The organism is Nitrosomonas sp. Nm51 (genome assembly GCF_900111165.1).
Lineage (GTDB): Bacteria > Pseudomonadota > Gammaproteobacteria > Burkholderiales > Nitrosomonadaceae > Nitrosomonas.
In genome coordinates, this window is the sequence record NZ_FOGH01000004.1 from 26,013 (window position 1) to 41,276 (window position 15,264).

The window sequence follows — 15,264 nt, forward strand, 5'->3', positions numbered from 1 at the left end:
GTTTACATAAAGACTTTGATTCTCAAATTTCAGGCTATATTTATCAAATCAACACCAGGGGTAAACAAATGGAGATGGGTAAAACAATTTTAACTGTGGACGATTCCGCATCTATTCGCCAAATGGTCACATTCACCTTAAAAGGTGCAGGATACGAAGTTATTGAAGCTGTTGATGGTCAGGATGCACTGGATAAAGCCAATCACCAGGCATTTAATCTTGTCCTGACAGATATCAACATGCCCCGTATGGACGGTTTAAAGCTGCTTGAGAGACTGAGAGATTTGGCGCATTACAAAAACATACCGATTTTGATGCTGACCACAGAATCCGACGAGCAAATGAAGGCCAAAGGCAGAGCCGCGGGTGCTACGGGATGGCTGGTCAAACCATTCAATCCAGAGAGCCTGCTGGAAGTCATTAAAAAAGTCATAAACTAAAATTAAATTGGCATCAAAAAAACTCTTTAATTAAGCGTTTAATTTTAATTAATTATTGCTAATGTATTCATATAAAAATCTTGTACCGATAATTAATCGCAAGAATGATCTGAGATGCTAAAAGCACTTAAAACTTTTGCAAACAAGTTCGCAAAAAAATTTGCTCCATTCCGGGACTGTTCTCTGGGCGACATCGGGCGGTATCAGGGTTTTGTTGAACTCGCTCTGGACCGAAGAATTATTACGGCGAATGGCGTTTTTCTTAACATGCTGGGCTACTCTCAGAGCGAGATTACCAATATGGATTATGGCTTACTAGTCAGTCCGGAATTTCGCGGCAGCACCAACTACCATAAATTCTGGCAACAACTCAATAGTGGCGAATGTGTATCCGATGATTTCCTCTATCATAATCGCGACGGCAAAGAAGTCTGGGGCCGTGCCACTTTTAATCCGATCAGAGATGAAAGCGGCAAACTGTCAAAGGTTATGGGCCTGATAACAGATGTAACAGCCGTAAAAAAAGATTCGGCGAATGCGATATTAAATGCCGTTACAGAAATCGCTTCAGATAACAGCGATTTATCCGGACGCACAAAAAAACATGCTGCGAATCTGGAAGAAGCTGCCGCAAGTATTGAGCAATCGACCAGCACCGCATGTCAAAATGCCAAAAATGTTCAGCAAACGAGCCAGTTGGCAATAGGCGCATCAGACGTTGCGGAAAAAGGTGGTAGTGTCGTCAGCCAGGCCGTCATAGCCATGTCATCCATCAACGGCAGTTCCAAAAAAATTGTCGATATCGTCAGCGTTATCGATGGCATTGCATTCCAAACCAATATTCTGGCACTTAATGCCGCGGTTGAAGCCGCACGCACCGATGAACAAGGCCGCGGCTTTGCAGTTGTTGCGTCAGAAATACGTAATCTGGCTCAACGCAGCTCTACTGCGGCCAAAGAAATCAAAGCGCCGGCCAACGGTTCGGTTGAAAAAGCATATCCTTTACTCATCAAGCTTCGACAGTCATATTTATTATTTTTCAATAAAATAAAAGAGCTGGAATACATAAAAACCAGAATCTTTCGAACAAACGGCATAGAGAACGGTGCGAAGCTGGCTGACGAAGCCGGCACAACGATGGACGAATTCGTTCAATCCATCAAACATGTAGCCGACATTATCGATGAAATCACTACGGTATCTCACGAACAGAGTTCTGGAATCGAACAAGTGAATGATGCGATCAGCCAGGTCGATGAAGGCGCGCAGCAAGACGCCGCACTGGTTGAGAAAAAGACAGCAACTGCTGAGGAAATGCAAACCCGGGCTCAGTGGCATTTGATACAGGTAATCGACGCATTCAGCTTACATGCATCACAAGCAAAACCAGCCAAAGCACACCGGCCCGAGCGGCGCGACTTTGCATCAAGGCCGTTTACTGAAAGAAAAGCGCCTGGCCAGGATGTTGAAGCCGCTAAAGCGGCTGGCTCGGAAGTTAAGAAAACTGCTGCGATCAGATCCAAGATCGCTAACGCCAAAAATAACTGGGATGAGTTTTAATCGTCAACAACCACCAGCATGATTCATTTTATTGCAAACATACCTGTGAACACGCATCAAACACGCAGCCGGCAAGAATTGGCAGTCAAACATTTGAATACTGTGTTCGCAGGCGGTTCGATAAAATTATCGGCAGTGAGCGAATCACTTTTTGAAATCTAGGATAAAAAATGAGTGCAGACCTTGAACAATTTTATGAGGTGTTTTTCGAAGAATCCTCAGAATTACTCGCAGAGATGGAAACTTGTTTGCTGGGACTGGATATCAGTTCGCCAGATCCGGAAGACTTAAATGCCATCTTCCGCGCTGCACATTCCATCAAGGGTGGAGCAGGCACATTTGGATTTACGGACATGACGGAGATGACGCATATGCTGGAATCGTTACTTGACAAGCTGCGCAAGGGCGAAATAGAAATTCGCCCTGAAATGATTGACGCCTTTCTTAGAGCAGGTGATGTAATCAAGGGACAGTTGGGCGCCCACAGAGGCGATGGTGAGGCCGATGTGGCTGTCGCGGCTGAAGTCGGTAACGAATTAAAGCTGTTTTCTGAACAAGCTGATATAGCTTCTGCCGAACAAAAAGAAGCGTCTAAACCGCCGCGGTCCGAGGAACACCAGATACAGGCAACCAACAACACGATACCCGTTGCTGAAGAAACACCATCGATGGCCTCAAAAACCGAAGCGGCGCGTTTCATCATCGCATTTTCCAGTAATGGCGTTAATCCAAAATCAATGGAAAACCTGTTTTCCAGCCTCGAGGCATTCGGAAAACTGGAAAAGCTATTACTATCGGATGAAGAACAACTGTGTAAATTGCGTCTGACAACCGGCGCATGCGAAGAAGATGTATGGGAAGCACTCGCATTTGTCGTTGATCCGTCTCAACTAACCATTGAAAAAGACTTGCAGCATGAACCCTCAAGCCCGGCGGTTGGAAATAATATTGCCACCGAACCAATTAACAGCACAGTTTCTGAAAATTCAGAGAAAGCAACCATTGACAACCCGGCGCAGTTAAAACAATCTGAGGCGCCATATGGATTCTTTCCGGGCGCACCGGCTGCTCCAGGTGACGCAGAAAATACGGAAAAAAATGAAACAGTTTCACAGCTGCCCGCGGATTGCAACACATCAGCAAAACCAAATAATCCACAACCCGGTTCAAAACAGCCTAAATCGAATACACCATCCAGTGAATCATCCTCAATCCGTGTCAGTATTGAAAAAGTCGACCAGATGATCAACCTGGTAGGCGAGCTTGTGATAACGCAGGCAATGCTTACACAAACCGCTTCAGAAGTCGATCCGGTGCTTTACGAAAAACTGAATAGCGGTATGAATCAGCTGGAACGTAACACACGCGATCTGCAGGAAGCCGTTATGTCTATTCGAATGCTGCCAATTAACTTCGTATTCAGCCGATATCCCAGGGTTGTGCGTGATGTGGCAGCGAAACTCGACAAAAAAGTTGAACTGAAAACAGTTGGTGAAGGCACTGAACTGGACAAAGGACTCATTGAAAAAATAGCGGATCCGTTGACACACCTGGTTAGAAACAGTCTGGATCATGGCATTGAATCCCCTGAAAAAAGAATTGCCGCCGGAAAAATGGCGAAGGGAACCATTACATTACGCGCCTTCCACCAGGGCGGCAACATCGTTATTGAGGTGGGCGATGATGGTGCGGGATTGAATCGTGAAAAAATCATGACAAAGGCGAAAGAACGCAGCATTGCAGTTCACGAAGGCATGTCGGACCAGGAAGTTTGGATGCTTATTTTCGAACCGGGTTTCTCAACCGCAGAACAGGTTACCGATGTTTCTGGCCGCGGCGTTGGCATGGACGTTGTAAAACGCAACATTCAGAGCATGGGCGGACGTGTGGAAATTGATTCGGTTTTTGGTGTGGGAACACGCATCACCATTCGCTTGCCGCTCACACTGGCCATACTCGACGGGTTATCCGTTGCTGTCGGTGATCAGATGTTTATTGTTCCCCTGACTTACATCACCGAATCTCTCCAGGCTAGAAGCACGGACATCAAAACCGTTGGTGGCGTTGGACGTGTCGTCCATGTACGCGGCGACTATTTACCGGTAATCGCGCTGCACGAAGTCTTCAATATCAAACCTGATTCAACCAATATCGAGGATGGCATTCTTGTCATACTGGATACGGAAGGGCATAAGGCCGCAATGTTTGTCGATGCACTGATTGGCCAGCATCAGGTTGTCATCAAAAGCCTGGAAAAAAACTACCGCAGGGTGGTGGGCGTTTCCGGCGCCACAATCATGGGCGATGGAAAAGTGGCACTTATTCTAGATTCTGCCGGTTTGGTCATGGCTTCACAAAATATATCCATGTAACAGGATACTCGGTATTCTGAATTAATGTCCCTGTAATTTTTAAAATAGGAGAAAACCGCATGTCACAACAACAGACCATAACACCGACTGATACAGCAGGCAATCCCCCTGCTGTGAATGCGAGTGAATTTTTGACGTTCAGACTAGGTAATGAAGAATATGGTATCGATATTCTGAAAGTACAGGAAATCCGCGGTTATGACGCCATTACGCAAATTGCCAATTCACCCGAATTTATCAAAGGTGTTGTTAATCTGCGTGGTGTAATCGTACCCATTATCGATATGCGTATCAAATTTAAATTAGGAACTGTTGAATACGATCAATTTACAGTAGTGATTATTCTGAATGTTTCAGATCGTGTGATGGGCATCGTTGTCGATGGTGTTTCCGATGTCATCAGACTTGACATGGAGCAGGTGCGCGCCACACCGGAATTCGGCTCTGTCATTGACACCAAATACATTATGGGCCTGGGTACCATCGATGAACGCATGTTAATTCTGGTTAATATCGAAAAACTAATGGCCAGTGATGATATGGGATTGATCGACCACGCGCTGAATTAATTTTAGCAACTGAACTATCTTCGCCTATAAGACGAAGAGTTTTAACCATCCCAGAAAGAAGCACTAACTAGTAAATTAAGTGAGGTAATAAAACATGGTAAACAATATGACGATTAAATCAAAACTGGTGATACTGATCGGTATGCTGTCATCCTTGCTGATAGCTATTGGCGGGCTAGGATTGTATGGTATTTACGAATCTAATCAGGGATTAAAAACAGTGTATGAAGACCGCACCGTACCCGCCGTCGATTTAGGCTTTATACTTGACCGGATGCAGCGCAGCCGCATTAACATGATTTTCGCTGCCAACTTGAACGATATAGAAGTGGCCAAAACACGCACTCAATTGATAGTCGAACGCGATGCGGAAATCGCCGAGATCTGGGCAAAATACATCGTCACAACTCTGACTCCTGAAGAGGAACAGCTTGCAAATACCTGGGTGCGTCAATGGGATGCGTACAAAGAAGTGCGCGACCGGATTATGCGCCTTTCCGTGGCGGGAGATTTTGCGGCGGCTGTGCAAACCAGACGGAATGATGCCCAAGCCAAGTTTGACGCAGTGGATGAAACCATGTTTAATTTAATTTCACTGCAGGGGCGTGTCGCCGAACAGGAATTTGCGCAGGCCCAGAATAGTTTTAACACTATTCTCATGATTATTTCTGTCGCGATTGTTACAGGCGTCATTCTGGCAATTGTGATTGGTATGATGTTGATACGCTCGATTATCGGGCCGTTAAATAACGCCGTTGCGGTCGCCAAAGCCGTTGCTTCCGGCGATCTGACCAGCCGTATCGAAGTCAATTCAACCAATGAAACAGGCCGTTTGATGCAGGCATTGAAACAAATGAACGGCAACCTGGTTGACCTGGTGGGCAAGATTCGCTCCGGTACCGATTCTATCTTTACTTCCTCGGGTGAAATTGCGTCGGGTAATTTGGATTTGAGCCAGCGCACCGAAGAACAGGCATCCAGTCTGGAAGAGACCGCCGCTTCCATGGAAGAATTGACATCTACCGTCAAACAAAATGCAGACAATGCGCGTCAGGCCAATCAACTGGCTTCGGGTGCTTCTGAAGTAGCCGTTAAAGGTGGAGCTGTAGTCGGACAAGTGGTACAGACCATGAGTGCGATCAACGACAGTTCCAAAAAAATTGTCGACATTATCAGCGTTATCGATGGTATTGCATTTCAAACGAATATTTTGGCATTGAATGCGGCAGTTGAAGCGGCACGTGCCGGTGAGCAGGGGCGCGGATTTGCTGTGGTGGCGACCGAAGTACGCACACTGGCGCAGCGATCCGCAGCGGCCGCCAAAGAAATCAAGGAATTGATCAGCAATTCCGTCAATAAGGTTGAGGATGGCACCAGACTGGTTGATGAAGCGGGCACGACCATGGATGAAATCGTCAACGCCGTCAAGCGTGTGACAGACATTATGGCTGAAATCTCAGCGGCGTCGCAGGAGCAAAGCTCAGGTATCGAGCAGGTCAACCAGGCGGTTACCCAGATGGATGAAGTAACGCAGCAAAATGCCGCGCTGGTCGAAGAAGCTGCCGCCGCTGCCGAATCAATGAAAGAGCAGGCAGAAGAACTGGCCCGGGCAATAGCATCGTTTACGCTATCCGACAGTATGTTGAAAAAATCGGCTGCAAGCAGCAGGAAACCGGAAAATGTGACGCAGCTACCAAACCGCGCCACATCAGCTAAACACGTTATGAGCAGTAGCAATGAGAGTGCCGCAGCCCAGGCTGTATCTAAACCGAAAAAGGTTGCGATAGGTGGCGGCAATGATCACTGGGAAGAATTCTAGCCAGTCCAGACGCTTCACATCATGATCTGGCCAACCAGGTTTTTTGAGTTTCCGGCAAATAAATTTTGCTTGAACTCAAAAAACCAGCAGGCCGGATCAAAAAGTATAAGTATAAAATTTACGACCGGAGTGCATAAACTATGTGGGAAACTCAGATAAAAAAAACGGAAAGCGCATCCCGTGAATATACCTATACGCAAGCAGATTTCGAAAAAGTCAAAGAAACAATCTATGCATATACCGGTATTTCCTTATCGGAATCCAAGCATAATATGGTGTACAGCCGATTGGCCCGGCGCTTACGTGTCTATGGCTTAACAAGCTTTAAAGAATATCTCAGTCTGCTGGATAGCGCCGGCTCGACAGAGCAACAGGAATTTGTCAACGCACTGACGACCAACCTGACTGCTTTTTTTCGAGAAAACCATCATTTTCCGATTCTGGAACAGCACCTCAAAACATGCAAAAAGCCGCGTTCGCTGCATACGAATGATTTTTCCAGTTCAGATGATTACCATCAAATGCGGGGGAATCAACACAAGATCCACCTCTGGTGCACTGCTTCTTCAACCGGAGAAGAACCCTATTCCATGGCGATTACAGCTATCAGGGCATTCAATTCGCTGACACCACCGGTCCATATCCTGGCGACAGACATCGATACGCAAGTGCTGCAAAAAGCGCGTGAAGGCATCTATACAATGGATCGCGTGGAAAAATTACCGCAAAACGTGCTGCAGGCATTTTTTTACAAGGGCAAAGGACGTAATGCAGGCACCGTCAAAGTGCGGGATGAAGTACGTAATTTAGTGACATTCCGGAAAATCAATTTACTCGAAAACAACTGGTCTATTCGAGGCGCTTTTCAGGCTATTTTCTGCCGCAATGTCATGATTTATTTTGATAAACAAACGCAATACAAGATTTTGAAAAAATTCGCGCCATTACTCGATGAAGGCGGGCTGCTGTTTGCAGGTCATTCTGAAAGTTTGCAGCATGCTTCAGACCTTTTCAAACTACGGTCAAATACGGTGTATGAAGTTGCAGATAACAGGAATAAATCATGATCGAGATTGAGAATAAAAAAATCACATCGATTGACAAACAAATAGCAACAAATTTTTATTACGCTAATGATTTCAAAATACAAGCAGTTAAATTATTGCCCGGCGAGTACTTTATAACAGACAGCGACAAGTTACTGGTGACTACCCTTGGCTCATGTATTGCCGCTTGTTTGCGCGACAAACAAAGCGGTATCGGCGGCATGAATCATTTTATGCTGCCTGACGGTGGGCCATCGGATGCCAATACACAGCTCGGCGCATCTGCGCGTTATGGGACTTATGCAATGGAAATACTGATTAATCGATTATTAAAGCTCGGTGCGCGGCGCGCAAACCTGGAAGCAAAAGTATTTGGCGGCGGCAATGTGATGAAAGAGCTTGCAACATCCAATGTAGGGCAACGTAACGCTGATTTCGTACTCAGGTTTTTGGCTACTGAAAATATTCGGATAGTTGCAAAGGATTTAGTCGACATCTATCCACGGAAAGTTTTTTTCTTTCCGAAAACCGGCAAGGTTTTGGTCAAGAAACTGAAAGACAGCTATCTGAAAAATATTTCGGAATATGAGAAAAATTACATTCAGCAAGTTAATCAATTAAATCACTCAGGTGAAACGAGTGGAACGATTGAGCTTTTTTCCTGACATCAAAATATTGCATCTTTGTTTAGGATTGGTTTATGCGCAAAACTAGAGTTTTAATCATTGACGATTCCGCACTTGTCCGGAAAATGTTAACTGAAATTATCAGCAGTCAGGCGGATATGGAAGTAATTGGCGCGGCGCCCGACCCACTGGTTGCCCGGGAAATGATTCGCGAAATGAACCCCGATGTGTTAACGCTGGATGTTGAAATGCCGAAAATGGATGGTCTCGACTTTCTCGAGCGATTAATGCGGCTAAGACCGATGCCTGTTTTAATGATTTCCACTTTAACTGAAAGAGATTCAGAGATCACATTGCGCGCACTTGAACTTGGCGCGGTGGATTTTATCGCAAAACCGAAAATTGAGATTGCATCAGGTTTGCAGGAATACTCCGATCAAATTGCGCACAAACTGCGTATCGCCAGACGTGCGCGCATCAAACGTATTGCACCCGGCACTAGCGCGGAATCACAGATGAAGACACAAACCCTGCCAGCGTTAACCAGCCGTGTCGCCTCAACAGAAAAACTCATTATTATTGGCGCCTCGACAGGCGGTACCGAAGCACTCAAGGATTTTCTCATACAATTGCCGTCCAATTGCCCGGGTATTCTGATCGCGCAGCATATGCCTGAACTGTTTACAAAATCGTTTGCGGATCGGCTGGACAAGTTATGTAAAATCAGAGTCGTTGAAGCGCAAGGTGGTGAGCGCGTCCTGCCTGGTCACGCATTTATCGCGCCAGGACATTCCCATCTTTTACTGCAGCGCAGCGGCGCGAACTATATCACTGAACTGAATCAGGGAGAACCGGTTAACCGTCACTGTCCTTCGGTTGACGTGCTCTTTTACTCAGCAGCAAAAACTGCGGGCAAGAATGCGGTCGGCGTCATTATGACCGGCATGGGTAAGGATGGTGCTGCCGGTATGTTAGCCATGCATGACGCTGGCACCTATAATTTTGCGCAGGATGAAGCCAGCTGTGTTGTCTATGGCATGCCCAAAGAGGCGGTTACCGCAGGTGGTGTTGATGAAATTGTTCCACTGCGGGATATGGCAAGAAAAGTGCTGACAAAGATCGCCGGTATGGGTACGCACGCTGTCCGTGTCTAAGGAGTCGTTCATAAATAACTGTAACACCCGGATCACATCTGGCGGGCACACTGCGGCGTCGTTCGTCGTCGCCATAGCTTGTGCTATGACTCATCCTCCCGCCTTGCATTGCATCCCGCCAGACGCGCCCGATTGTCACACTTATTTATTCGCGACTCCTAAAATCATCTCGTCACGGAATTTGGGGTTTGTTTAAAAAAGAGAACATTCAGGATTCCGACAAAGTATATATTGCCGCAAAAACCAGTCGATCAAACTAACCATGCACTTAATGGAGGAAATAAATTATGCGCGTAAACATGCCAATCACCACAATCGAAAAAGACTTCCGCGAATCGGATGGATTGATATCCAAAACAGATCCAAAAGGCCGGATAACTTTCGTGAACGATGCATTTGTTCAAGTCAGCGGTTTTTCGCGTGAAGAACTGCACGGCAAGGCGCATAATATCGTTCGCCATCCGGATATGCCGGAAGAAGCGTTTGATGACTTATGGAAAACAATCAAATCCGGAAAGCCATGGACGGGAGTCATCAAGAACAGATGTAAAAACGGGGATTATTATTGGGTAGAAGCCAATGTGTCGCCGCTGCGCGAAGGCAATCAAATTACCGGCTATATTTCGATCCGCAACAAACCGACAAGCGAACAGATAAAATCTGCCGAAGCATTGTTTTGCGATATTAAAGCGGAAAAAGCCGTCCTTAAAGAAGGCAGGATTGTCAAAAAGGGTATTGCAGGCAAATTGACAGGCATGATGAATCCATCGGTAAAGGCCAAATTAAGTCTGGCATTCGCTATCCCATGCATGACGCTTCTTCTGGCGGTGACCGGCGCTGTAATTGGGCTGGCGGCGCAATACCCAACCGGCTATGCGACAACCATAGGGTTTGGTTTTCTGGTTTCAGTAATACTGGGTTACTACAGTGTTTCATCCATTTCGCGGCCGTTAAAAGATCTTTCGGATGCAATTATTCGCGCGGCATCCGGTGACTTTTCTCCTTTAAACTATCCGCCTGCAAATGGCGAATTGGGACGGTTGCAGGAATTGTTAAAGCTCATGAACAGAAACATGCGCCGTATCTTGCTGAATATTTCTATCAGTACCGACATCGTCTCACGCACTTCGGAGGATTTGGTTACTGGAAATGACGAATTAAGCCGGCGCACGACTGAACAGACAGCAAATCTTGAAAAAACAGCGGCATCCATGGAAGAATTGACTTCAACCGTGGCGCAGAATGACGAAAACGTGCAGGAAGTCAATAAGCTTGGAATACAGGCCAGTACTGTAGCCTCCAAGGGCGGCGAAATTGTCAATGACGTTGTGCATACCATGAATTTGATTCATGAAAGCGCCAAAAAGGTTGTTAATATCATCAGTGTCATTGACGAAATTGCGTTTCAGACCAATATTCTGGCATTAAATGCAGGCGTTGAGTCGGCGCGCGCAGGAGAACATGGCCGGGGATTTGCAGTCGTCGCTTCGGAAGTGCGCATGCTTGCGCAGCGCTCGGCAACCGCGGCAAAAGAAATAGCCGCGTTGATTAACAATTCGGTTAATCAGATCGAGGCCGGCACAGAACTGGCCGACAAAGCGGGACAGACAATGACTGAAGTCGTGAATGCCGTGCAAAAAGTAACCGAAATTATGGCCGATATTACCAATGCATCCCGCGAGCAAAATTCCGGTATTGAGCAGATTAATGAAGCCATGATCAGTCTGGATACAGTTACTCAGCAGAACACTGCTTTAGTGCAGGATATTGCAGAATCAACTGAAATACTGCAAAAACAAACAGATAATGTCACAGAAGCGTTTACTGTGTTAAAACTAAATAATACTGCAAGCCCCGAGGTAAAATTTGACCGGCGTAACAAAACAAGAATTGCATCAAGAGTACGACAACAAAATACTGCCGATAGAAGGAGCGGCCAACGCCCGGCTAATATTCACCGCATTCCAGAACGCAAAAACAACGCTGCTGGATAACAACAAAAACATGTGCGTTCCACATCATTAGAAGGGGCGCGCATAAACAGTCATCAGCTGATCTTTTTACTCTGAAAGGGAGCATGTGATTTTTTCACGCACCATATTAGGCATTGTTTGAAAAAGATACAAAAAACACGCAAGCCTTGATTTATCGCCGCTCAGGTTGATTTTCCGGGCTATTTTGATAAGATGACACGCGTTTTGTTATAAAAAACACAAACCATGTATTATCAAGACGCAAAACGACATACAAAGAAATCTTGCTTATTTGGCGCAGGCCTTTTGTTCATATGGTTGATTGCTGGATGTGGCGCGCTTCCTGAAAGGCAGGCAGGAAGCTATAAATTCAAATCCGCGACGCTCGTTAAACAGTCTTCACACAAGTCAGTTATTCACAGCCTGTATCACCAACATCAGGAATGGGCAGGTGTCCGCTACAGACTGGGAGGGTTAAGTAAAAACGGTATTGATTGCTCGGGCTTCGTTTATCTGACGTACAAATCAAAAATGGGCGTGCATTTACCGAGGACGACACGCCAGCAGTCCAGGCTGGGCAGAGAGATTAAAAAGCATGAATTGAGTGCGGGCGATTTGGTGTTCTTTCGCACCGGGCCAACATCGAGACACGTCGGCATTTATTTAGAAAAAAATAAATTCCTCCATGTTTCCCAAAAAAAAGGCGTTACGATTTCGCGCCTAGATAATATCTACTGGAATGCTAAATACTGGAAATCCATCCGGGTATGAGCGTTTGTCAATAGCGGGGCAAAAATGCACCAGCAGCCACCATTGATTCCACCTGTACTGGTGTGGGTTGTTTTTGCGTTAGCAATGTGGTTTCTTTCTGTTTCGGTGCCAGTTTTATTACTAAAAACCGGGCCCAATATTGTTTTCCCAGTAATCATGACCGCGATTGGCGCATTCATTATTTTATCGTGCGCTGTTACGTTTATGCGCAAAAAAACAACTTTAAATCCAATGAAGCCGGAACTTGCCACAGCTTTAATAAAAACCGGCTTGTACCAATATAGCCGCAACCCAATTTATCTGGGATTCGTCATTATGTTGACAGGTTGGAGTGTGTACTTAAATAATGTACCCGCATTCATCCTGATTGCAGGCTTTATTTTCTACATGAATCGATTTCAGATTGAACCAGAAGAAAGATCACTGAGTCGAATCTTTGGGGCCGAATTTGAATTATACAAACGAACCGTACGACGTTGGCTATAAACACACATCCGCTTAATGGAGTTTAATAGAAAAATGACTGAAAAATCCATACAAAAAAACGAGATTCTGATCCGCGGACTCTTTATGTTATTTTTTATCGTGATTTACAGCATCTCAAAATTTCTTATTATTGGTGTTATGTTATTTCAGTTTGTTACGATTTTACTGACGGAAAAACCAAACGAACAAATCCTCAAATTTTCATATGGCCTTGGCGCCTATATTTATCAAATTATTCAATTTCTGTCATTCAACAGCGAACAGCGCCCGTTTCCTTTTAGCAAGTGGCCGGATGGCACTCAAACTCATATTAAAAACAATACATCGGATCAGATATCAGGCCAATAACCAAACTTACTCTGCATTGTAGATTTTAACGCGTTTTTAGATGCTGGTTAATTCGGATTCGACCAACCTTGCCCCTATTGAATCGGACCCGGCAGGTTTGGGCACTGAAGCGCCGAAAATAAGGAGTTATTTTCTGTAGGGTTACTTTTATAAAGAAGATAAATACAGAAAAAATAAAGTGCGCAAAAAACGCAGAAATCATTCACCGGAACTCAAACCAATAGTCTCGCTGGCGGTGATCCATGGATGATCAGTCGCTAACTGAGCTGTCTTACAAGACATCAACAGCAATCTGTTCATCACTGTAGAGAAAATGACAATATTGACCGGAATTTCTGAATAAAAACGAATGCGGAAATTTAAATCACAGTTTCAATCCTGCATTGCGGTGCTGAGAATTTTCGGTAAAAACATTAATAGAAATTAATTCAAAGCCGATTTCATATGCAAGCAGACAGCAAACCGTCCAGTGAACTTATCCGTTCACTCATGCAGGCCGAGGTATATGACCATCCGGTCAAAGCCATCAAACTCATCGAAACGCATATTTCCTGGGTGATTCTGACCGGCACCTATGCTTACAAAATCAAAAAGCCGTGTAATCTCGGATTCCTCGATTTCTCATCGTTGTCTCAACGCAGGTATTTTTGCCATGAAGAATTACGTTTGAATAAACGACTCGCCGCACCTATTTACCTGGACATAATTACTATTACAGGCAGCCCGGCACACCCCGTTTTACAGGGAACCGGAGAAGTCATTGAGTATGCGCTTAAAATGGTTCAGTTTCCGCAGAGTGCCCAGCTTGACATTATGCTTGAAGACGGCAAACTCGGAAATACACACATTGATGCATTCGCGCATCGTTTGGCAGTGTTCCATCAAAACGCCGCAATAGCCGCGCCAGACATCTGCTACGGCAGTCCCGAGCATGTCAAACAATCTGTTACACAAACATTTGAAAATATCCGTTCCAGCCAGGAAGCGCAGCAACACGGCGCAAAGTTGACTGAATTGGAGAATTGGAGCAGTTCTTTTTTCTCAACACGAAAACATCTGTTTGAACAACGCAAACGGGACGGATTTATTCGTGAATGTCATGGTGATCTGCATTTACGCAATCTTTTATGGTTGCATGACAAGCCACTCGCCTTTGACTGTCTGGAATTCGATCCGAATTTACGCTGGATAGATACGCTATCCGACATTGCGTTTCTAGTTATGGATTTGCAGGACAAAAAAAAACCACAATTGGCTTATCGTCTCCTGAATGCATACTTGGCGTATTGCGGAGATTACTCTGGACTTCAGGTATTCCGTTTTTATCTGGTTTACCGTGCAATCATCCGCGCCATGGTTGAAGCAATCAGAGCCGGGCAAGCCGGTATCTCGACAGCGGAAAAGTACAAAGCAGAAAAAGACTGCCATACTTATATGACTCTCGCAAAGTCATATATCTGTCCTCAAAAACCGGTTTTGGTTATTGCACACGGCTTCTCCGCTTCAGGGAAAAGTACGTTATCACAACTTTTGCTTGAACGTATCGGTGCCATACGCGTTCGCTCCGATGTAGAACGAAAGCGTATATTCGGCCTGCTTGACAACACGAGCACAACAAATAGCAGGTCAAATACAGACCGTGCTAATGCACATTACGGCACCCCTCCACACATTTATTCACCTGAAGCCAGCACAAAGGCATATGCAAAACTCAGCATACTGGCTGAGGACATACTCGAAGCCGGTTTTCCAGTGATTCTTGACGCGGCTTTTCTCAAGCATAAGGAGCGACTCTCCTTTCAAGAATTGGCGCAAAACAGACAGTTACCGTTTATTATACTGTCAGTAAATGCAAGCCCTGATACATTGCGCCGCCGCATACGTGCCAGGCCAAAAGGTATCTCAGATGCTGATATTTCAGTTCTCGAACATCAACTGAAGACATCCGAGCCTCTACACGAAGATGAGCTGCCTTATGTTATAACCGTCGATACCGAACAAAATTTAAATTTGGATGAACTGGCCATGGCGATTTTGCAAAAGAGCTGCTAACGCCATCATTTTAAGCGTCCACCGGACAGCATATTCACGATTGATTGC

The 15,264-nt window shown here is 45.4% G+C and carries 13 protein-coding genes; all 13 read left to right on the top strand.

The features are described 5' to 3' along the window. The first annotated feature begins 74 nt into the window (after nucleotides 1-74). Entirely contained in the window at nucleotides 75-440 is a 366-nt protein-coding gene (locus BMY60_RS02790) for a response regulator (protein ID WP_090331045.1), read from the top strand. Nucleotides 441-554: 114 nt separating this feature from the next. Beyond that, nucleotides 555-2,000, top strand: a complete 1,446-nt coding sequence (locus tag BMY60_RS02795) for a methyl-accepting chemotaxis protein (protein WP_090331047.1) — start codon at nucleotides 555-557, stop codon at nucleotides 1,998-2,000. 170 nt (nucleotides 2,001-2,170) lie between these two features. Further along, nucleotides 2,171-4,372 (top strand): chemotaxis protein CheW, encoded by a 2,202-nt coding sequence (locus BMY60_RS02800; protein WP_090331049.1) that lies wholly within the window; start codon nucleotides 2,171-2,173, stop codon nucleotides 4,370-4,372. A gap of 59 nt (nucleotides 4,373-4,431) precedes the next feature. Continuing rightward, nucleotides 4,432-4,941 (top strand): chemotaxis protein CheW, encoded by a 510-nt coding sequence (locus BMY60_RS02805; RefSeq protein ID WP_090331050.1) that lies wholly within the window; start codon nucleotides 4,432-4,434, stop codon nucleotides 4,939-4,941. A gap of 94 nt (nucleotides 4,942-5,035) precedes the next feature. Continuing rightward, nucleotides 5,036-6,760, top strand: a complete 1,725-nt coding sequence (locus BMY60_RS02810) for a methyl-accepting chemotaxis protein (RefSeq protein ID WP_090331052.1) — start codon at nucleotides 5,036-5,038, stop codon at nucleotides 6,758-6,760. A gap of 140 nt (nucleotides 6,761-6,900) precedes the next feature. After that, complete coding sequence (locus tag BMY60_RS02815) at nucleotides 6,901-7,827, top strand: CheR family methyltransferase (protein ID WP_090331053.1); 927 nt, start codon at nucleotides 6,901-6,903, stop codon at nucleotides 7,825-7,827. Further along, nucleotides 7,824-8,471 carry a chemoreceptor glutamine deamidase CheD gene (cheD, locus tag BMY60_RS02820; protein WP_090331055.1) on the top strand — a complete coding sequence of 216 codons (648 nt, stop codon included), beginning with the start codon at nucleotides 7,824-7,826 and terminating at the stop codon, nucleotides 8,469-8,471. Before BMY60_RS02815 ends, cheD begins: the two co-directional genes overlap by 4 nt. A gap of 35 nt (nucleotides 8,472-8,506) precedes the next feature. Continuing rightward, nucleotides 8,507-9,586, top strand: a complete 1,080-nt coding sequence (locus BMY60_RS02825; RefSeq protein ID WP_090331056.1) for a protein-glutamate methylesterase/protein-glutamine glutaminase — start codon at nucleotides 8,507-8,509, stop codon at nucleotides 9,584-9,586. Between the two features lie 287 nt (nucleotides 9,587-9,873). Then, entirely contained in the window at nucleotides 9,874-11,580 is a 1,707-nt protein-coding gene (locus tag BMY60_RS02830; protein ID WP_090331058.1) for a methyl-accepting chemotaxis protein, read from the top strand. Nucleotides 11,581-11,805: 225 nt separating this feature from the next. Beyond that, the gene (locus tag BMY60_RS02835) at nucleotides 11,806-12,330 is read left to right on the top strand and encodes an NlpC/P60 family protein (RefSeq protein WP_090331059.1); all 525 of its coding nucleotides are present in this window, start codon (nucleotides 11,806-11,808) and stop codon (nucleotides 12,328-12,330) included. Nucleotides 12,331-12,372: 42 nt separating this feature from the next. Further along, nucleotides 12,373-12,816 (top strand): methyltransferase family protein, encoded by a 444-nt coding sequence (locus tag BMY60_RS02840; protein ID WP_177166553.1) that lies wholly within the window; start codon nucleotides 12,373-12,375, stop codon nucleotides 12,814-12,816. Between the two features lie 33 nt (nucleotides 12,817-12,849). Continuing rightward, complete coding sequence (locus tag BMY60_RS02845; protein WP_256250645.1) at nucleotides 12,850-13,164, top strand: DUF4389 domain-containing protein; 315 nt, start codon at nucleotides 12,850-12,852, stop codon at nucleotides 13,162-13,164. A 444-nt stretch (nucleotides 13,165-13,608) separates the two neighbouring features. Next, complete coding sequence (locus BMY60_RS02850; RefSeq protein ID WP_090331064.1) at nucleotides 13,609-15,216, top strand: bifunctional aminoglycoside phosphotransferase/ATP-binding protein; 1,608 nt, start codon at nucleotides 13,609-13,611, stop codon at nucleotides 15,214-15,216. The last annotated feature ends 48 nt before the right edge of the window (nucleotides 15,217-15,264 follow it).

Bases quoted from the DNA above. Each gene is read 5' to 3' on its own strand.
- BMY60_RS02835 (WP_090331059.1), top strand. From the start codon at position 11,806: ATGTATTATCAAGACGCAAAACGACATACAAAGAAATCTTGCTTATTT.
- BMY60_RS02815 (WP_090331053.1), top strand. From the start codon at position 6,901: ATGTGGGAAACTCAGATAAAAAAAACGGAAAGCGCATCCCGTGAATAT.
- BMY60_RS02810 (WP_090331052.1), top strand. From the start codon at position 5,036: ATGGTAAACAATATGACGATTAAATCAAAACTGGTGATACTGATCGGT.
- BMY60_RS02790 (WP_090331045.1), top strand. From the start codon at position 75: ATGGGTAAAACAATTTTAACTGTGGACGATTCCGCATCTATTCGCCAA.
- BMY60_RS02850 (WP_090331064.1), top strand. From the start codon at position 13,609: ATGCAAGCAGACAGCAAACCGTCCAGTGAACTTATCCGTTCACTCATG.
- BMY60_RS02825 (WP_090331056.1), top strand. From the start codon at position 8,507: ATGCGCAAAACTAGAGTTTTAATCATTGACGATTCCGCACTTGTCCGG.
- BMY60_RS02795 (WP_090331047.1), top strand. From the start codon at position 555: ATGCTAAAAGCACTTAAAACTTTTGCAAACAAGTTCGCAAAAAAATTT.
- BMY60_RS02800 (WP_090331049.1), top strand. From the start codon at position 2,171: ATGAGTGCAGACCTTGAACAATTTTATGAGGTGTTTTTCGAAGAATCC.
- BMY60_RS02830 (WP_090331058.1), top strand. From the start codon at position 9,874: ATGCGCGTAAACATGCCAATCACCACAATCGAAAAAGACTTCCGCGAA.
- cheD (WP_090331055.1), top strand. From the start codon at position 7,824: ATGATCGAGATTGAGAATAAAAAAATCACATCGATTGACAAACAAATA.
- BMY60_RS02845 (WP_256250645.1), top strand. From the start codon at position 12,850: ATGACTGAAAAATCCATACAAAAAAACGAGATTCTGATCCGCGGACTC.
- BMY60_RS02805 (WP_090331050.1), top strand. From the start codon at position 4,432: ATGTCACAACAACAGACCATAACACCGACTGATACAGCAGGCAATCCC.